We start from the raw sequence: 21,368 nt of genomic DNA, 5'->3' as shown, positions 1-21,368 counted from the left end.
AAGATGAGTGAAGTATTTCACTCATCTTTTTTAAAAATTTTTCAAATCAGATTCTATTGATATGGATGAAAAAAGACGGATCATCAATGACCCGTCTCCCTTTTTTATTTAAATGAATGAATTATTTTTTAATGGCTTTGATGGTCTGCTTAGATCCATCTTTCATTTCAAGTGTTACTAAATACACTCCCTGCATTAAATCTCTTAAATGGATCGTGGCTTCAGGGTTGGCGATTGTTTTTACTAATCTTCCTGTAGCATCTGTCACAGATACATTTTTTACATTTTTCACATCAGAGATATTCAATACATCCGTAAATGGATTAGGATACACCTGAATATTATTTTTTGCTACAGTCACTTCAGAGGTTGCCAGGTTAGCATTGTTAATGCTGATATCGTCAATATACAGATTATACTGGTCCGGATCTGAATACGCATTAAATCCAAAGAAATACACTCCGGTTGCAGGAACTGTAAATGTTACAGATTCTGTATGAGCCATTTCATCATTGATTGAAGGGTAATCTGCGATAGAACCCGTCATTGCAGATGCTTCGGGTGAAGTTCCAAACGCAACTTTCAATTTTTCAACATAGGTTGACGAGTTGTTACCATATTTATAACTAATGGTATACTGTACTCCCGCTGTCAAATTCAGCCCTTGGGTAAAGAACCATGCATTACCGGAATTGGAAGAATTATACTGGTATTTCAGCACATTGGTAGTGAATCCCTGGCTATCGGAAGGAGGATCCGTTGTTTTCCAATCATTTCCTGTTCCTGCATTCACATTCACTGTACAGCCAGGCAGATCCGGAACAGTAACGTTTTCAAAATCTATGGTGTAAGGAAGATTCGCACTTGAACATAATGTTGTAAAGGCAGCATGATCACTCCACGGGCTTTTACTTGTTGCACTACATGCAGATCTCACCCATACATAATACATCGTAGAAGGAGCTAAACCAGGAATATTATAAGTAGTTGCAGTAATTCCTGTAAAATTAGGTGTACTTGTTGCTGTAGGTGCTGTATTGGTTGTACTGTAATAAATATCATATCCGTTGGCAGGAACCGGAGTAGCTGCAGCCCAGGAAACGGTAGCCCCTGCAGCTGTTATATTGGAGACAGCCAGTGCATTAGGTTCGCTACAAGCCGGAGCGACATCTATATTGATATCATCAACATATAATTGATTCATATTAGCATCAGAATAGGCCTGGAATCCAAAATAATAAATACCTGTAGTGGTTGGTGTGAAGTTCACAAAGGCACTTGTTGCTGTGCTGACAACAATACTCGAATGGTCAGCTAATGTATTGGTCATTCCCGCACTTGTAGCTGAAGTTCCATAGGCAACTTTCAGCTTTTCTTCGTATACTGTTCCTTCTGCGTTTGCATATTTATATTTAATTCTGTAGGTTACCCCTGCTGTAAGATTAATACCGTTGGTGAAAAACCATGTATCAGCATTATCAGCATAATCATAAGAATACTGAAGAACATTTCCTGTGAATCCCTGAGCATCCAGATCACCTGTTTCCCACATATTTCCTGCCCCATCATTAACTACCGAAGTACAAGTTGGCATGTCAGGCGGGGTTATGCTTTCGAAATCCAATGCATACGGCACTCCCACAGCAACACATGATGTCATAAATGTTGCCATTTGAGACCATGCACTCTTATCTGAAGAACTGCATACAGAACGCACCCACACATAGTAAGTGGTAGCTGGCACCAGTGAAGGCAGATTGGCAGTTAATGCATTGCTTGTCCCGGATACCACTGTGGTAGCAGTAGGATATGTACTGGAAGTGGAGTAATAATATTCATAGCCGCTTCCCGGTGCAGAAGAAGGTGCCGTCCATCCAACCTGAGCAGAATTGGCAGTAACAGCAGATACCGTTAAAGCAGATGGTGCAAAACATGTTGGAACAGCCCCAATTACTACCGTATAATCATGAGCTTCTCCATACCCATCTGTATTACATGGAATAGGATCCCCGGAAAACCTGTCTCCCACTCTCATTCTGTAAGTACCAGGAGTAACGGTAGAAGGAATTGTTATAAGTCCTGAGGTAATATTGTCAGCCCCTACGGGAGTGCTGCTTGCAGAAGCTACCAGCTCCGGAGCTGCATCATCAAAAGTTCCATCGTTATTAAAATCTATCCAGATGCGAACATTCTGATCACTGTAATCATGCTTGACACTGAAATCATAATTTAAACCTGCACTTAGGTTGATCGTCATAGAAGTATAATCTCCATATGCATTAGCGGAACAACCTGTATTGGAATGATCAAATCCGGCACCCGGAATTGCAAAAGTATCTATCATATCCCCTCCGCTACAGCCACTAGCAAATGCAGGTGTACAGTAGGTCTGCGCAGAGGATAAAAAGCCGGTTATCAAGAAACCAACGAGTAAAAAATTTTTCATATAAATCAATATTAGTTACTCAAATCTAATGAAAATCAGCAACAAAAAAAATATTTTTTTCATCATATGACAATAAATTCAAATTTTCTTTCAACAAAAGACAATTTCACTTTAAAAAAAAGAGACCGCCCAAATTGAGCAGTCTCTTTCTTCTGTTTTTTTTAAAAAACTATTTATTTCTTAATTGCTTTAACGGTTTGTTTAGATCCGTCTTTCATATTCAGGATTACTAAATACAATCCTTCTTTCAGATCTCTCAATTGAAGCTCAGAAGAAGGTTTTTCGATGGTCTTAATCAATCTTCCGGAAACATCAACAATTGAAACAGATTGTACTTTCGATACATCAGAGATTGTTAGCTTGTCAGTAAACGGATTAGGATATACATTAATCTTATTCTCTTTTATTGCAGTTTCAGCAGTTGCCAGGTTAGGATTTTGTTTTACTTCAACATTATCTAAAAGAACATCATCATAGAAGTATCCGTTACCACTCACGTTTTTATCTACTGTAAACCTCACCTGAATAGTTGCTCCGATATAAGAAGCTGCTAAAGGAACAGCAACTGTTCTCCATTGATTTAAGTTGGTATTATCACTAAAGATAACTATCCATCCATTTCCATCGTTTACCTCTACAGTAAGCTTATTATTATCATAAGTAGAAGGTGAAACTGTGGTACTCGTTGACATAGAATGGTTTTTAAACCAATCAAAAGAAACGATAGGCGCAGTTAAGCCTGTTAAATTTACGGAAGGAGTAACCAATTGTACAGTATTTGAACCCGCACCTGAATACGGTGAACTTGCATCTACCCACGCATATGTACCTGCCGCTTTTTGGTTATTAGCCGGGCTTGCACCATAATCTGCACTTCCTGTAAATTTCCAGAAAAGGGTTGCATCAGTAGTAGTTGCCGAAGGATTTATATTATTCCAGCAGTTTGGTGCTGCTCCGCTGTCAAAGTTTTGAACAAAAGGTGCCATAACTGTTCCACAAAGTGTATTGAAAACAGCAACGGTAGAACTCCATGCACTCTTATCAGAAGAACTGCAAACCGATCTCACCCATAAATAATAGGTAGTAGAAGGAGAAAGTCCGGATAGAGGAGCTGAAGTTGTAGTACTGGTTCCCAAAGCTGTTGTAGAAGCGGTAGGAGCTGTACTGCTTGTAGAATAGTAATACTCATATCCACTTCCAGGTGCTGTGGCTGGAGCTGTCCATGAAACACTTGCGCTATTAGTGGTAATCGCTGAAACTGTAACAGCTGATGGCTCTGAACAGGTAGGAGTAACATCTATATTAATATCATCTACATAGATTTGATTCATATCTGCAAGAGAATATGCCTGGAATCCGATATAATAAACTCCTGTTGCGCTTGGCGTAAAGTCTGTAAAAGTATTTGTAACAGTTCCACCGGTAATATTACCATGATCTGCTATGGTATTCGTCATTGCCGAACTTGCGGGAGAAGATCCGTACGCTACTTTTACTTTTTCAGGATATTGTGTTGTACCGGTTGCGTTTGCATATTTATATTTAATTCTATAGCTAACGCCCGCTGTAAGGTTTAAACCTTGGGTAAAGAACCATGTATTGGCAGCATTACTACTGTTGTATGAATAATTAAGCACTTTCCCTGTAAATCCTGTTGGAGCAGTTGCTGTTTTCCATAAATTCCCGGAACCGCTATTAATAACTGTTGTACAAGTCGGTAAAGCCGGAGTAGTAACACTTTCAAAATCTAAAGTATATGGTAAGCCAGTTGAGCTACACACGGTCTGGAATGACCTTACTGTACATGCTGTCGCAGGACCTGCAATATTGGCAGTATATGCAGTAACAGAATAATAATATGTAGTAACAAAGTTGAGAGGTGTAGTGATCGCATAAGAATTATTAGCTCCACCCGCGATATCTATATCTAGAACATCATTTCCTCCTGAAGTGGTTCCGACTTTTAGTTTGTATCCTGCGGCTCCGTTTATGGCATTCCATGTAATGGTAGGAGTTACACTTACTCCTGTAGCGCTGGAAGCCGGAGCTGTTACTGTAGGACAAAGACCTAATGTTGTAAAGTTAGCCGAGCTTGACCATACCCCTTTATCTGTTCCGTTACAGTTTCCTCTCACCCAATAGTAATACTGAGTTGAAGGAGTCAAACCTGATAAGTTAGCTGTTGTTACCCCTGCACCTACAGAACCCGAAGGAGTAACTGTTGAAATCGGAGCAGTTGAATTGGTAGAATAATAATATTCATATCCATTACCCGGAGGCGTTGTTGAAGCCGTCCAGCTTATCGTTGCAGATTCAGGAGTCAGAGCAGCAGAAGAAAGGCCGGTTACTGTACTTGCGCAGTTCGGTGTAGTTGAAAAAGATCCTGCAGACGCATATCCGCTTCCGGATCCGGCTGCATTTGGAATATGAGAATACACGGATTGTACCGCACCATTTAAAGCCTGTACCTGAACCTGGTAGGCCGTATTCTGAGTAAGACCTGTAATTGTAGCAGAAGAAGAAGAAACAGGATTACCCACAAGATCCGTCCAATCGCAGCTTCCAACTGCTCTATACTGAACATTATAGCCGGTTGCCCCGGTTGGAGCGGTCCAGTTTACAGTTGCAGCACTATTGGTGATTCCGGTTGCAGCAGCAAAAGTTCTTACAGGTGCCTGCGTACCAGGAGTCCATTTATATTGTAAACCTGCCGGAATTTTAACGTTTGCATTGGTTGCACTGGAGAAAAGCATAGTACTGTTATTAGCACTACCAGTAACTGCTTTAGACCAATCACAGGTAGTTCCGTTCGGTACATTTCCAATCATCAGAGAATTTACATTGGATGCGTAAGTAGTACTGTTTCCTCTTATTCCTACCTGAGGAGTACTATTTGAGGTACTGGTTCCCGGGTCTGTACAGTTTCCATAAATAATTTTGATTTCACCTGTAGCATACACCAGACGGATCTGAAAGTTCAATCTTTCGGTAGACCGGTTACTATAATTAGCATGATCCTGCCACTGCACAACAAATTCAGTCCCCAGATCCTCATATCTTACTTCATGATTTCCAGGCGGCTGTGTTGCATCCGATGATGAGAAACCTCCATCCTGTCCAAAAGCAGAAATTGCTCCTGTTGTAGATCCCAAAGATGACATTGGAGTGTAGTTTGTACCTGACGGCGCTGCTCCAAAAGTTATAAATCCATTGGCACTTATATAACATGTAGTCATAGAAACGCCGCCGAAATTAAAAGGAGAAGACAGAGGAATTGCCGCGGACACTTCATTGTCATAAGTAGTATTGGTTCCGGTAGGAAATAATTTTGTACCTCCTGTAATCGAGGTGTAAGCTACCCCAGTACTTTTTGAAAAAGTATAGTTGGCAACATTGGTTTGTGCATAGACTCCCATACTCAGGGATGCTAAACACGAAAGTAGTAATTTCTTCATAAAATAGTAATAATAATAGTTTGGGCGGTAAATGTATAAATATTAATTTAAATTTTAAATGAAATATTGAAAAATATCATAAAATATTAAATAAAAACAATTAAAAACCCTCTTAAAATACAACAAATTCAAACGTTTATTTAATTTTAACAATTATATCACAATTCGTTGTAAAATTACAAACTAATGATTAACAGGCAATTAAGTTAGTATATAATTAAAATAGACTTTAGAAAATTTTTCTATTTAACATAAAAAACCATTTAAAATTTTTCTTTAATATTGAACATATATAAACAAAAAAAAGAGTGGCTCGAGCCACTCTTTAGTTTATAATATAGTTTTCTAATTTAAATAAAACTCATATTTATTGAGAAGTTGAATTTCTTTAATCAGATCTCCGTTGAGATCTACTGAATGCTTCATAGACTGCACTTCAATATGGGAGTCATCCTCCAGGTTTTTGATAAAGAATTTCAATTTTTGATTTCCTTTGTTTCTATCGAGAACCGTTCTGAAAAAGTCAAGATCTTCAGGTCTTACATCCATCACATCCATTACTAAAGATATGCTTTTTGCAAACCGTTCAAATGCTTCCTGAAGTTCAATAACATCATTTACATTCACGAAGACTCTTCCATCTTTTACCTGAGCAAATTTTATTTTAAAAATAACAAACCTCTGCACTTCCAGTTTCTCTTTCAGCCTCATATAATCCCTGTCTCCCAATCTGAATGAGTATGACCCGGAATAATCTTCCAACGTAACAAAAGCTACTTTCTCTCCACTTCTGAAACCATCCTGAACTCTATATTCAGTAATAAGACCAGCTACCGTATATTCTTTTCCGCCTCCGCCATTTTCTCTTTCTTTCTGAAGCGTTTTCCAGTCTTTCTTTTTTTCTTCAAATAACTCTTCCTGTTTATTGGAGAAAGCCTGCTCTTTGTACGCATCTACCTCATCCAGATTCAGGAATAGGAAATTTCCTTTTGGCTCTGCTTTTTTAGTCACCTCTTCCACTACTTCCTCTTCACCTGCCACTACATCATCTGAGACAATTTCCGTAAGATCTACAGCATCGTCCTGAGCATCCTGTTCCAAAACAGGTGCTTCATCTGTAACCACTTTAGCTTCATCATTTTTCTCAAGAACAGATTTCTTAGAAAGCTGTCCCTGCATAAACTGGAACTGGTATTTAAATTCATCCAGAGGATGCGCAGAAAGATAGAAACCAATGATCTCTTTTTCTTTATTAAGCTTGTGCATATTGGGCCATTCCGGACAAGGTGCCAATTTCGGCTGTTCAATCTGTACTTCTTCTGCAAAATCTGCAAATAAAGAATGTTCCATCTCATTTTTGCTTTCCTGGAAACTTTGCCCATACCTGATTAACCTTTCCAGGTTTGTCTTTCCCGCCATATCAATATCAAAATACTGACCTCTATGGAAAGTATCCAGTTCATCAAAAGCACCGGCAAGCACTAAACTTTCTGCTACCCTTTTGTTCATCTGAGAAGGCATTATTCTTTCAAAGAAATCATAAATGTTTTTAAATCTTCCGTTTTCTCTTTCTCTGGTAATCCCTTCACTCGGTCCTTCCCCAATTCCCTTGATTGCTCCCAATCCGAAACGGATCTGTCCCTTTTCATTTACAGAGAATTTGTATTGAGATTCATTAACATCCGGTCCTAATACATCAACCCCCATACTTTTACAATCTTCCATGAACATGGTAATCGAATCCGTATTGTTAATGTTATTACTCATTACACTCGCCATATATTCTGCCGGGTAATTGGCTTTTAAAAAGGCAGTCTGATAAGCAATGAATGCATAACACGTTGAGTGAGATTTGTTAAAAGCATATTCCGCAAAGGCTTTCCAGTCATTCCAGATTTTCTCTAACCTCTCTTCATTCAGGTTATTTTTTCTACCTCCTTCAATGAATTTCGGATACATTTTATTCAGAACATCGATCTGCTTTTTACCCATCGCTTTTCTCAAAGTATCGGCTTCACCTTTGGTAAAATTGGCCAGTTTCTGGGACAAAAGCATTACCTGCTCCTGATAAACGGTAATCCCGTATGTTTCCTTTAAATATTCTTCTGTTTCCGGTAAGTCGTAGACAATTTCCTCAATTCCATGCTTTCTGTTGATGAAGTTTGGAATGTATTTAATGGGACCCGGACGGTACAATGCGTTCATGGCAATAAGATCGGCAAAAACCGTTGGTTTAAGCTCCCTCATGTATTTTTGCATTCCGGGACTTTCATACTGGAAAATCCCCACCGTTCTTCCTTCTTTAAACAGCTGATAGGTTTTAGCATCATCAAGCGGAATGAGATCCGGATCGATATCTACATTATACCTTGCTTTCACCAGCTTTAATGCATCCTTAATGATGGTAAGCGTTCTCAGGCCAAGGAAGTCCATTTTCAGAAGTCCTGCACTTTCCGCAACGGAGTTATCAAACTGTGACACCAGGATATCAGCATCTTTTGCTGCAATGGTTACCGGAACCAGATTACTCACATCTTCCGGTGTGATGATAACCCCACAGGCATGAATTCCGGTATTTCTGATACAGCCTTCCATCTTTTTCGCACTAGCCAGCACTCCATGTCGTGCATCATCAGGACTGTCGAGAACATATCTCATTTCATCAACGAGCATCTGTTCTTCCGGTTTTAATTTATCATATTTTGCTAAAGCTTTTGCGATATTCATTCCCGGACTTGGAGGAATCAGCTTAGCAATATTGTTCGTATCAGGAATCGGAACATCAAGAACCCTTCCGGCATCTTTAATAGCAGATTTTCCACCCAACACCGAGTAAGTAATAATCTGTGCTACCTGAGTTTTACCGTATTTTTCAACGACCCATTTGATAATCTTATCTCTTCCTTCATCATCAAAGTCAATATCAATATCGGGCATGGAAATCCTTTCCGGATTCAGGAATCTCTCAAAAAGGAGATCATATTTAATCGGGTCTACATTGGTAATTCCGATACAATAAGCAACAGCAGATCCTGCGGCCGAGCCCCTTCCCGGGCCTACCCAAACTCCCATATTACGGGCTTCGTTACAGAAATCCTGTACAATAAGGAAGTAACCCGGATAACCGGTATTGGCAATTACTTCAAGCTCAAAGTCAAGACGTTCTTTAATATCATCCGTTATCCCTGTTTCTGCATATCTTTTCTTAGCTCCTTCATAAGTAAGATAGGTAAGATAAGCCATCTCCCCTCTTTTTCCTCCGTCTACCTCATCTTCAGCATGAATAAACTCTTCCGGAATATCAAACTTGGGAAGGAGTACGTCTCTTTTTAAGGTATAAGGTTTAAATTTAGCCGTAAATTCTTCATAGGCATCAAAAGCATCAGGATAGGCTAAAAAGGCTTCTTTTATTTCATCAGAATTTTTGATATAATATTCACCTGTAGCCAACCCTCTTCTTTTACCAAAACCTTTTCCAACAGGTGTTGTCAGCTTTTCACCATCTTTGATACAGCTTACAATATCCTGAATATTAGAATCATCCTTATTGGTGTAAAAAGTCTCATTCTGAGCCAGAATTTTAACATCATATTTATCAGCCAGATACAATAGAACTTCATTCAAATGCTCTTCTTCAGGCAGTTTATGATTCTGAATCTGCACATAAAAATCATCTTCAAAGGTATCTTTCCACCATTTGAAAAGCTCTTCCCCTTTCTGTTCACCGGTATTCAAGATCGCATCAGGTATATCTCCCATAATTCCGGAAGTCAAAGCAATGACCCCTTCTTTATACTGGGCGATCAATTCTCTGCTCACCCTTGGAACTCCAAAATAGAATCCTTTCAGAAATCCGATACTGGAGAGTTTTGCCAGATTTTTATATCCATTAAAGTCTTTCGCCAAAAGTACTACCTGCGTTCTCCTGTCAGGATCATCTTTTGTAAACTGCTTTTGTTCATAACGTTCTGAAATATAAAATTCGCAGCCGACCACTGGGATAAGCGGTTCGGAAACAGGCTCAGCTTCAGTAAATTCTGTTCCGTTTTCTTCTGCCTCCTGTTTTTTTGCCAGGTATTCTTTGTGCTTTTTTGCTCTGTCACCATTAGCACCCTCCACTGCTGAAACGAACTTGAAAGCTCCCATCATATTCCCGAGATCCACCATACCGACAGCCGGGAAGTTTTCATCGGAAGCTTTTTTAATCAAGTCATTGATGCTTGAAGTAGCGGTAAGTGTAGAGAAAACACTGTGATTGTCAAAATTGAAATATTTACCTAAATCAATTTCATCTATGCTTCCGAAATCCTGCTGCTTTTTCTTATTATGAAAATCAGCAACCTGCCTTCTGATAACAATATTGAAAGGCTTAATGGGATCCGGATAAAGACTTCTGAAATAAGCGAGCTGATCTTCCGAAATCTTTAAGGTATCTGCGGGTACTACTCCAATTCTTACCATTTCAAAGAAAGCTCTGGCAGTAGCATTTACATCGGCAGCGGCATTATGGGCTTCATCAAATTTATTCCCATAAAGTTTTTCATAAAGTTCTTCAAGTTTCGGAGGTTTGAATCTTCCTCCACGTCCTCCTCCAAGCTGGCAGAAATCCGTTCCCAAAATCATGGTATCTGCTTTGGGCTTTTCCTGAAGGTTATCCTTCATATTTTTTCTGTAAAATTCTGCTCCAACAATATTATAGTCGAATTCTACATTATGTCCGGAAACCACTCTTACCCTTTCCAGAACTTTAGAAAACTCTTCAAGAATCTCCTGCAGATCCCGTCCTTCTTCATTGGCAATTTTGGTTGTAATTCCGTGAATACGTGCTGCATTAAAGGGAATATCATACCCTTCAGGTTTTATGATATAATCCTGATTTTCAATCAGGTTCCCATCATCATCGTGCACCTGCCATGCAATCTGAACCATTCTTGGCCAGTTATCCGAGTCTGAAAGCGGGGCGTTGAAATTTTTTGGTAAACCGGTTGTTTCTGTGTCAAAAATTAAATACATATAATGTTCTAACTTTTTTATAAAAAGAGAATGTAAAGTTACTTCATTTTTTTCTAATCAGCACTCTTGTTTTACTATATAAATATCCGGCTTTTTTTAATTATAAGGTCTTCATTTCATTTACTGCACCAGGATTTTCCTTTTCTAATCAAACACTCTTCCAAGAAAAAATTAAAACTTTGATGGGACAGGTGGCTGGGTCGAGATTTTTTTCAGCTATTTTTTCACAAAATAGTGACATTCCACCTGTAAATGACATAAAATAAAAACTACAACCATAAACAGGAGTATCAAATTATTCATAAAGCAAGACAAAAAAATTAAAAACATTAATAAAAAAGCAATTTCAATGACTATAATTAAAAATAAAAGCATTTTGTTTATATATTTATTAACACAAAACCTAAAAAAACATCACAATGAAAAAAATCTTTATTTCGATCAGCATGCTGACAACTATTGTCATAAATGCTCAAAACAGTAATGAAATTTTAAAAAGAAATTTAGAACGTCAAAGAATAGAAAACAACAAAAAATTTGATCTTTATCTCTCAAAATACCTGGCGGCTGGTAAAAACCCCGAGTCTCTTAACGAACTTGAGGAACAGCGAAAAAACCTGGCAGGATTTGATCCGGATGGAAAACCGTATTTCTATCAATCTCATGATCTGGATCAGATAAAAAACTCCAATGCAGACTTTTTACAGGATGGCAACATCACAGGACTAACAGGTTCATTTAACGGCGAAAATATTAAATACACCATCTTCGACGGCGGAAGAGCATTTGAAGGACATATGTTATTCAATAATGCCCCTGGCAGGATAAACAATAAAGAAGCCAGCACCATGAACTACAGTTCGCACTCCACCGGTGTTACCGGATTTATAGGAGCCAAAGACTATCCTTACACTTATACCTTTTCCAATGGCACAACCCGGGTTACGAATTTCAGAGGAATAGCACAAAATTCAACTTTTGACAATTACGCATTTGCCACTACAACATTAGCCGGAGCTTCTGCTCCCAGTACATTGTTCGAAAAAATAGTTCTGGCACAGCCCAAAATATCCAATCATTCATATGGCACTAACCTCGGTTGGGATATGTCAGGATTTTCTTGGATATGGAAAGGGCAATTTACAAGTCCCGGAACCAGCATGGATCTACAGGGAACCTATCTTACCAGTGATCAGACTTACGACAATATCGTGTATAATAATCCTACCTATGTTATCGTTAAATCAGCCGGAAATTCATATGGAATGGGACCCGCGGGAAGCATCTTTCCTAAGTATTATATAAGCAGTGCGGGAAGCTATGTACAATTTGCCAGTACAGACACAGTACCACAAAACAATTGTGCTTTAGGATATGACTGTATCAGCACTGGCTCTTTGGCAAAAAATATTATCGTAGTGGGTGCTTCTGATATTCTGACTGCCAGTGATAAAAGATACTCTTCCCCTTCTGATGTGATAAGATCAAGCTACAGCAGCGCCGGCCCAAGAGATGATGGTGCCATAAAACCGGATATCATCACTACAGGAACGAATGTAGTATATGCATCCACAGCCGAAAATACAACAGGCAGCAGTTTACCCGCCTCAGGCAGTGGAACCTCTTTTTCAGCACCTATTGTTACAGGAATCATAGGAGTATGGATGCAGATTTATAAGCAGCTTTATCCTGCTCTTGAACTTAACGCGGCATCTGCCAAAACATTAATGGTCCATTCCGCATCTGAAGCAGGAACTGTTGGCCCGGATCCATGGAACGGCTGGGGATACATCAATGCAAAAAAAGGAGCTGAACTTCTTGTAGGAAAATCCAATAATACCGTACTATTTAATGATGAAACCTTAAATAACGGGTCAGTTAATACCCAAACAGTAAAAGCATCCGGATCTGAGCCCTTAAAAGTAACCCTATCCTGGATTGACCCGGAATATGTGGTCCCTGCCAGCATAACATGGACAGAAGCCTATAATAACAGAACTTCCAGATTGATAAACGATTTAGATGTACGAATTATAGATACCGGGACCGGCATCATTTATCAGCCCTGGAAATTAAATGCACTAGATCCAATGAGTCCTGCTACAAAAGGAGACAACACCGTAGACAATGTAGAACAGGTAGTTATTGATAACCCGACACCAGGAGCTGTTTATAGAATTGAAATTTCTCATAAAGGAACATTAAAAAATAACGCTTCTCCGAGTGTTACTTCTCCTCAAAACTACTCCGTGCTCGTAACAGGATTTACTGAAGTACTGGGTGTTAAAGGAACAGGATCTGCAGCGGATGCTGTAACCGTAGCTCCAACTGTTGTAAAAGACTTTACCAATATACTAAAAGCGCCTAGAAAGTCTACCTTTACGATCTATGATCTTTCCGGTAAAAAATTACAGACCGGAATCATTAACAATGACAAAGAACCAATAGATTTATCCACTTACACCAAGGGAATTTACATCATTGAAATAAAAACAGACAAAGATGTTATTTCTAAAAAAGTGATCAAGGAATAACCTATATACAGAAAGATTCTTCACAAAATACTAACAGTTGTTAGTATTTTGTTTTTTTGTGTATATTTGCTTCCTATGGAAAATGCACTTCACGAAAAAGTTTCTCAGGATATATTACTCAAAGCGTATAATCATATGATGCTGGCCAAAGCCATGGCTGACATTTACGAAGAAAACAGAAATGTATGCAAATACGTTCACAGTACTTCCAGAGGTCACGAAGCTATTCAGCTTGCAACAGCCTATCAGCTAAAGAAGGAAGACTGGGTTTCTCCTTATTACAGAGACGAAAGTATTCTTTTAGGAATAGGTTTTGAACCGTACCAATTGATGCTTCAATTACTGGCTAAAGCTGATGATCCTTTTTCAGGCGGAAGATCTTATTACTCACACCCTTCAAGCAGGGATGAAAACAAACCCAAAATTGTTCACCAGAGTTCTGCGACAGGAATGCAGACTATTCCTACGACAGGAGTGGCACAGGGAATAAAATACATTCAGGATTTCAACCTTCAGCAATTTGAAAACAACCCTGTTGTGGTTTGTAGCCTTGGAGATAATTCTGTTACTGAAGGTGAAGTGAGTGAAGCTTTACAGTTTGCTGCTTTACACCAGCTTCCTATTATTTTCCTGGTTCAGGATAACGAATGGGGAATTTCTGTAACAAAAGACGAAGCAAGAACCTGTGACGCTTATGATTTCGTAGCCGGATTTACCGGGTTGAGCAGAATGAGAGTAGACGGAACTGATTTCGTGGAAAGCTTTGAAGCCATGAAAAAAGCCGTAGACTTTGTAAGAACAGAAAGAAAACCGTTGGTTGTATGTGCAAAAACGGTATTAATTGGACATCACACTTCAGGAGTAAGAAGAGAGTTCTATAGAGATGAAGAAGATTTAACAAAACACAGAGCTAAAGATCCGGGAGAAATCCTTAGAAAATATTTACTGGAAACAGGTGTAGACGAAGATCTTTTAAAGCAAATCACTAAAAAGGCACGTCTTGAAGCAGAAGAAGCTTTCGAAAAGGCTAAAAATGCAGAAGATCCAAAGCCCGAAACCGTAATGCAGCACGTTTTCGCTCCTACTCCCATTACAGAGGAAACAGGAACACGTGAACCTGCCAACGGAGAAAAAATTGTAATGGTAGATGCTGCCATCCACGCAATACAGGAATTGATGTGGAAACATCCGGAAGCTCTTCTTTACGGACAGGATGTAGGAGAAAGAATTGGTGGAGTTTTCCGTGAAACGGTAACATTAGGAAAAAAATTCGGAAGTAAAAGAGTTTTCAATACCGCAATCCAGGAGGCTTATATCATTGGGTCTACAGCGGGAATGAGTGCTGTTGGACTAAAACCAATTGTTGAGGTTCAGTTTGCAGATTATATTTATCCGGGAATCAACCAGTTAATTACGGAAATTTCAAAATCCAGTTATTTAAGCGGGGGAAAATTCCCTGTAAGCAACATCATTCGTGTTCCTATCGGAGCCTATGGAGGTGGTGGTCCTTACCACAGCGGAAGTGTTGAAAGCATCTTAGCCAATATCAAAGGAATCAAAATAGCATATCCAAGTAACGCTGCCGATTTTAAAGGGTTATTAAAAGCAGCTTACTATGATCCAAACCCAGTTGTAATGCTGGAGCATAAAGGATTATACTGGAGTAAAGTTCCGGGAACTGAAGATGCTAAAACGATAGAACCTGCTGAAGACTATGTTCTTCCATTCGGAAAAGGTAAAGTAATCATTGAAGCGGATCAGGATGAAACTGAAAAAGGCAGAACTTTATTAGTGGTTACTTACGGTATGGGAGTTTACTGGGCTAAAGAAGCAGCCAAGAATTTCAATGGAAGAGTTGAAGTAATTGATTTAAGAACGCTTATTCCTCTGGATGAAGAACTTGTTTTTGAAAGAGTAAAAGCGCATGGAAAGTGTATCGTTCTTACAGAAGAGCAACTCAACAATTCTTTTGCAGAAGCATTTGCGCATCGTATTTCTAAAAACTGCTTCAAGTATCTTGATGCTCCGGTAGAAACGATGGGATCACTGGATGTACCTGCTGTTCCGATCAATCTGGTTCTGGAAAAAGAAATGCTTCCCAATGCTGAGAAGCTCAGCAATAAGATCGAAGAAATGCTGAAATATTAATTTCATATAAACTTAAAACCTCTAAAAATATTTAGAGGTTTTTTTATGCATTTTTTTCACTACTTTTATTTAAGATTATCAATCTCAATTCTAGTCGATTATCAACCAACAAAACACAATTATCCATTATCTGAGAGGTACTACGAAATACTATTAATCCCAGTTTGGTATTTATTTTGTCTCTATACGTAAAACACATCCATCTTTATGATCACAACCAAATACGTCAATTATAAACAGGTTCTCAATCTTGCCGGTGTACATCTTATCCTTATCTCTATCTGGTGTACATTGATTGCTGTTTTATTTTATTTCTTTAACTGGCATTGGATGACCATTCCATGGGTTCCTGTTGCATTAATTGGTACAGCAGAAGCATTCCTTGTGGGTTTTAAAAACAACCAGGCCTATGACAGACTTTGGGAAGCCAGAAAAATATGGGGTGGAATTGTGAATTCCAGCCGTTCCTTTGCTTCTATGGTGTATGCTTTCGATACTAAAAATGAAGAAATTGGAGTTTTTGATCTTGAAGACCGAAAGAGAAGAATCGTTTACCGTCATATTGCATGGCTATATACTTTCCGTGAGCAACTTCTGGTACCTACAGAATGGGAGCACATCAGCACAGAAAATAACAAATTCGGGAATATCAACCTGAGAAGAAACAGATTGATCAAGGCAGGTTTTCCGGATTATGGAAGAGCTCCTATTTTCCTTCACAAATATCTTTCTGAAGAAGAATATGAGCTTAAAAACGATTATAAAAACTTTGCTACCTATCTGGTTGCCCAACAGGCAAAAGATATCAATGAGCTGAAAAACATGAACGCCATTACAGAATTCAACCAGACCCAGCTTCAAAACAGCCTGAATGAATTCTACAATTTTCAGGGACAGGCAGAAAGAATCAAAAAGTTTCCTTCTCCAAGACAGTTTGCCAGCACAGCCTTTGTTTTCAATATTCTCTTTATTATGCTGCTCCCATTGGGATTAGTGAATGAGTTTGCAAAGCTTGGCGATTGGGGAATCTGGACTTCCATTCCTTTCTGCATCATCATCGGGTGGATTTATATCATTATGGAACTGGTAGGAGATTATTCTGAAAATCCTTTTGCAGGATTAATGTTTGACGTTCCGATGCTTTCGATCTGTAGAACGATTGAAATAGATCTTCTTCAGATGAGCGGAGAAACAGAGCTTCCTGATCCTATCTCTTCCAAAAACGGAGTTTTGGTTTAATTTCTTAGTTACTTTAAAGGCTTAAACTTTATCAAAATCATTGCAAAAACTTTAAAACGTATTCAAAAAGTTCATTGTTTTTCTTAATTTAGAGGCATTGAAAGCATAAGCTATATTGATTCCCCCGAATTGATTTGGCTTTTACTTTTTTCGTCAACTAATAATTTTATCCTTCCTTTTGTAAACAATGAAATCCAGGCAACTTCTGCAGGCTATCACAATACTATGTCTTACCCTATTCTGCCCTAAAGTGAAGTCCCAGGCGGCCTACCACCAGGAACTGCCTAAAGAATTTGCAGACTCATTCACCAAAGAAATTAATGACAGCATTCCTTCCCTGGGATCTTTCATTGTTTCACAAAACAATAAGGTAATTTATGAGCAGTACTTCCATGGAGCCAATAAAGAGACTATTTTCAGTATAAAATCTGTTACCAAAAGTATCGTATCTGTGCTGGCAGGCATTGCACAGGATAAAAATATACTTCCTAACCTCAACACTCCGGTTTTAAAAATTCTTCCGGAATACAATATATCAAGAAGCAGTTTCAAAAACATTTCCAATATTGAAGGAAAGGTAGCTCATGATTCTATCAGAAATACATTAACATTAAAAAATCTGCTGACCATGCAGGGTGGTTTTGACTGGGTTGAAAATTCAAAAATTTCAACAGCTATGTTGTTTTCCGGTGATCCCGTAAAATTTGTACTGGATCTTCCTTTTGAAGAATATCCGGGGACAGTCTTCAATTATAACAGTGGTGAAACCCATCTTTTCGGCGCAGCATTAGCCAAAATCGTAAAGACTAATCTGAAACAGTTCGCCACAGAAAATCTTTTCAGGCCATTAAAGATGAATACTCCACGATGGGATACAGATTCCATGAACAGGAATATCGCAGGTTCGGAAATGTTTATGAAGCCTGAAGACATGCTGAAATTCGGTACTATGATCCTCAACAACGGAAAATTTAGTGGCAAACAGATCGTCTCTTCAAAATGGATTCAGGAATCTACTTCTGAACAGGTAAAACTGGATACCTGGGATGTCATGCCGGATGCCAACGGATACGGCTATTACTGGTGGCGAAGAAAAACCAACGGGCATCAGGCTTTCGTAGCAACCGGTTATGGCGGCCAGCTCATATGCGTCATTCCTGATTTAAAAATGGTCATTGTAACCACGTGCTTTCTGAATGATAAAAATAAAGGCAGAGCAGAAATTAAAAGACTTCATTATTTCATTGATAAAATAACCAAAGCAGATCAATAACTGACTGGGAAATTTATCTATAATATGATTGCCGTCGTATTTTTCACTTCGGAAATCATAAAAGAACTGTGCGTACTTGCGATGTGTTGAAGCGTTGTAAGTTTCGTCAGCATAAAACTGCGGTAGTCTTCAATATCTTTCACGCCAATTTTAAGGATATAATCATAGTCTCCGCTTACGTGGAAGCATTCTGTCACTTCCTGAAGATCCATCACCTCCTTTTCAAACTGTAGTACAAATTCCTTTTTATGCTGACTTAGCTTCACATGACATAAAACGATAAAATTTTTCTTAACTTTACTCTTGTCCAGTAAGGCTACATATTTTGAAATAACCCCAGCATTTTCAAGCTTTTTTACACGCTCATAAATTGCTGTAACCGACAATCCAAGCTTACCGGACAGCTCTTTGGTGGTTTGCTTACAATCTTCCTGTAAAAAAAGTAACAGTTTCTTATCCGTTTCGTCAAGTTCCATAGATATTTTTTTGGTAAAAATTTAATAATACCGAAGATACTAAATATTTTTTCTAAATAAGCAATATTTTACAGTTTTATATTCTATAAATTCAATTTTATATTGTAATTATTAGGAAATTAATGCAAATTGGAACTATAAAATAAAAACAATATTTATGGAAAACTTTAACGCAGCCAATGAGATCCAGGATCTTCAGTATTTTGGTGAATTCGGAGGAGTGAATCCTTCTATCTCTGATAGCTCTACCTATACATTCCTTTCTGCAAAGACCATGTTTGATACTTTCGAAGGAAATGCGGAAGGATGTTATCTGTATTCCAGACACTCATCACCGATGAATCTGTATCTGGCCCAGGCTCTTGCCAAGATGGAAAACACAGAATCTGCCAACGTTACAGCATCCGGAATGGGAGCTATTACTTCCGTTTTGATGCAGGTGTGCAAAAGTGGAGACCATATTATTTCCAGCCAAACCATCTACGGAGGAACTTATGCTTTTCTTAAAAACTTTTTCCCTCAATTCAATGTAGCGACTACTTTTGTTGACATCAATAATTTTGAATCTATAGAAAAAGCAATCACTCCCAATACTAAAGTTATTTATTGTGAGAGTGTGAGCAATCCGCTTCTTGAAGTAGCAGATCTTAGAAAACTTTCCGAAATCTGTAAAAAACACAACCTGAAGCTGATTGTAGACAATACCTTCTCTCCTCTTTCAATCTCTCCAACATTATTTGGGGCGGATGTAGTGATTCACAGTTTAACAAAGTTCATCAACGGAAGCAGTGATACGGTAGGAGGAGTATATTGTGCAACTCAGGCATTTATTGATGACACCAAAAATGTAAATTCCGGTGCCTGTATGCTTCTTGGTCCAACGATGGACAGTTTAAGGTCTTCAAGTATCTTAAAAAATCTGAGAACATTACATATCAGAATCAAGCAACACAGCCACAATGCTATGTATCTGGCTGAGAGATTCGAAAAAGATGGTTTAAAAGTATCTTATCCCGGCTTACCATCTCATAAAAACCATGAATTAATGAAAAGTATGATTCATGAAGAATACGGATACGGAGGATTACTAACTCTGGATGCCGGAACAACAGAAAAAGCAAACGAACTGATGGAGCTGATGCAGACAGAAAATCTGGGGTATCTTGCCGTGAGTTTAGGATTCTATAAAACCTTATTCTCTTGCTCAGGAAAATCTACCTCATCTGAAATCCCGGAAGGAGAAAGAGCTTCCATAGGGATTTCTGACGGACTGATCAGATTCTCCATTGGTCTGGACCACGATATCAAAAGAACTTATCATAAAATGAAGGAATGTATGCTGAAAGTAGGAGTTCTTAACCACCATGAAAACATTTCAACCATCTAATTTTATTGTAAAAAGGCTGTTTCGTTTGAAACAGCCTTTTTTATCTATCTGTCTAGATATTGAATTACAAACGTTTCGTATAATCTTTTATAGGCTTGGGCTAAAGCCATTGGAAGATTTTATTTATTTGATAAATGGGCTAAAGCCCATTCCTATTGAATTTTCTTTTGCGGACAACGATTTTGTTATTTCTTATAATAATGATGCGGAAAAGCATCCTCAGGCTTCATTCTGAAAACATTCAGTAGAATCCAGGATTTCAGGAAACCATATCCATAGGAAAACATCTGAATATAGGTGGAAATAACCGCCATACCGGCAATGCTGATATTTTTAGTCAACAATAAAGCGTGAAACAGCACCAAAAAGGTATACAATCCGTAGAAAGCAAGGATGACTCCTCTTCCCATTATAAAATACTCCAGAAAGCCCATCAGGTATCCTAGCATAAATAAGGTAGGAAATGCAAAGGAAATCTTCACATAATTGGGGTGTCTCTGATTAAGAATCGGTCTTGCACAGCCAAATTGGTAGACCTGCTTGGAGAATTTCCCAAAATCAACCCTACGTTTATGATATACAGCAATATCATCAAAAAAAGCAGTGGTAAAACCATTTTCCCAAAGCGTCATGGAAAGATCCGGATCCTCACCTATCCTCATCTCTGAAAATCCGCCTACTTTTTCAAAAACAGCCTTTTTCACCCCCATATTAAAACTTCTGGGTTGAAATTTCGAAACAGCTTTCTTGCTCCCTCTGATTCCCCCGGTTGTAAAAACAGAAGTCATAGAATACGAAATAGCCTTCTGCATCAGATTAAATCCTTTATGCGCTTTATCTGCCCCTCCAAATGCATCACAAGGAATGGTAAGGATATCATTTTTAATATGTTCGATATAATCTTTTTCAACGATGACATCACTGTCTACAAATACCAGCCATTCATTGGCTGCTCTTGCTGCTCCATAATTTCTTGTCAGTCCGGGACCTGAATTATCCTTTCTGAAATATTTAATATCCAGGATTCCATGAAAATTTTCAATGGTAGGTTTCAGATCGATCAAAGAACCATCATCCACAATAATGATCTCAAACTCCTTATCTGTCTGCTGAGTAAGAGAGGTCAACAACTCAAAAAGTTCATCTTTTCGGTTGTAAATGGCAACGACAATAGAAATAGTAGGCTTCAAATTGAAAATTTTTCAAAATTACTTATTCGCAGAACAACCTACAAACAGTTTAACAGCTTATTCAGATAAATTAACGATCGGGAATTTTACCTGCCTTACTACATGGAGATTACAAATGAAATTCTGAGCCAAGTCATTTGACATTTTAAACAAAATAAACACGAAAAATCCATCCTAATTTTGCTATAGAAATTTAAACCAATAAAA

General features: G+C 38.4%; 10 protein-coding genes. 5 read left to right on the top strand and 5 right to left on the bottom strand.

The annotated features are described in order from the left end of the window. Positions 1 to 121: 121 nt before the first annotated feature. The 3 genes from RAH34_RS19550 to dnaE all read right to left on the bottom strand — a co-directional run bounded on the left by RAH34_RS19550 (position 122) and on the right by dnaE (position 10,914). Positions 122 to 2,446, bottom strand: coding sequence for a fibronectin type III domain-containing protein (locus RAH34_RS19550; RefSeq protein WP_306597235.1), 2,325 nt, complete (start codon positions 2,444 to 2,446; stop codon positions 122 to 124). Positions 2,447 to 2,619: 173 nt separating this feature from the next. Then, complete coding sequence (locus RAH34_RS19545) at positions 2,620 to 5,901, bottom strand: fibronectin type III domain-containing protein (protein WP_306597234.1); 3,282 nt, start codon at positions 5,899 to 5,901, stop codon at positions 2,620 to 2,622. Positions 5,902 to 6,246: 345 nt separating this feature from the next. After that, positions 6,247 to 10,914 carry a DNA polymerase III subunit alpha gene (gene dnaE / locus RAH34_RS19540; RefSeq protein ID WP_114821168.1) on the bottom strand — a complete coding sequence of 1,556 codons (4,668 nt, stop codon included), beginning with the start codon at positions 10,912 to 10,914 and terminating at the stop codon, positions 6,247 to 6,249. A gap of 419 nt (positions 10,915 to 11,333) precedes the next feature. Here dnaE and RAH34_RS19535 point away from each other — a divergent pair, with 419 nt between their 5' ends. The 4 genes from RAH34_RS19535 (at position 11,334) to RAH34_RS19520 (ending at position 18,108) form a co-directional block, all read left to right on the top strand. Continuing rightward, a complete protein-coding gene (locus tag RAH34_RS19535; RefSeq protein WP_306597233.1) occupies positions 11,334 to 13,448 on the top strand; it encodes a S8 family peptidase in 2,115 nt (704 codons plus the stop codon). 75 nt (positions 13,449 to 13,523) lie between these two features. After that, on the top strand, positions 13,524 to 15,596 hold the full coding sequence (locus RAH34_RS19530) for a thiamine pyrophosphate-dependent enzyme (RefSeq protein ID WP_306597232.1): 2,073 nt from the start codon (positions 13,524 to 13,526) through the stop codon (positions 15,594 to 15,596). A 207-nt stretch (positions 15,597 to 15,803) separates the two neighbouring features. After that, a complete protein-coding gene (locus RAH34_RS19525) occupies positions 15,804 to 16,835 on the top strand; it encodes a bestrophin family protein (RefSeq protein WP_114821171.1) in 1,032 nt (343 codons plus the stop codon). Positions 16,836 to 17,022: 187 nt separating this feature from the next. After that, positions 17,023 to 18,108, top strand: coding sequence for a serine hydrolase (locus RAH34_RS19520; RefSeq protein ID WP_306597231.1), 1,086 nt, complete (start codon positions 17,023 to 17,025; stop codon positions 18,106 to 18,108). Positions 18,109 to 18,125: 17 nt separating this feature from the next. Here the strand turns inward: RAH34_RS19520 and RAH34_RS19515 are convergent, their stop codons facing one another. Further along, positions 18,126 to 18,584, bottom strand: a complete 459-nt coding sequence (locus RAH34_RS19515) for an Lrp/AsnC family transcriptional regulator (RefSeq protein WP_034695278.1) — start codon at positions 18,582 to 18,584, stop codon at positions 18,126 to 18,128. 157 nt (positions 18,585 to 18,741) lie between these two features. Here RAH34_RS19515 and RAH34_RS19510 point away from each other — a divergent pair, with 157 nt between their 5' ends. Then, entirely contained in the window at positions 18,742 to 19,971 is a 1,230-nt protein-coding gene (locus RAH34_RS19510; protein WP_306597230.1) for an aminotransferase class I/II-fold pyridoxal phosphate-dependent enzyme, read from the top strand. 185 nt (positions 19,972 to 20,156) lie between these two features. Here the strand turns inward: RAH34_RS19510 and RAH34_RS19505 are convergent, their stop codons facing one another. Next, positions 20,157 to 21,161 carry a glycosyltransferase family 2 protein gene (locus RAH34_RS19505; protein ID WP_306597229.1) on the bottom strand — a complete coding sequence of 335 codons (1,005 nt, stop codon included), beginning with the start codon at positions 21,159 to 21,161 and terminating at the stop codon, positions 20,157 to 20,159. Positions 21,162 to 21,368: the final 207 nt, after the last annotated feature.

The sequence above is a fragment of the Chryseobacterium sp. WLY505 genome (assembly GCF_030846215.1).
In the GTDB taxonomy this organism is placed as follows: Bacteria; Bacteroidota; Bacteroidia; order Flavobacteriales; family Weeksellaceae; genus Chryseobacterium.
Note: the sequence above shows the minus strand (reverse complement) of the source record. Positions and strands in the feature narration are given on the sequence as shown.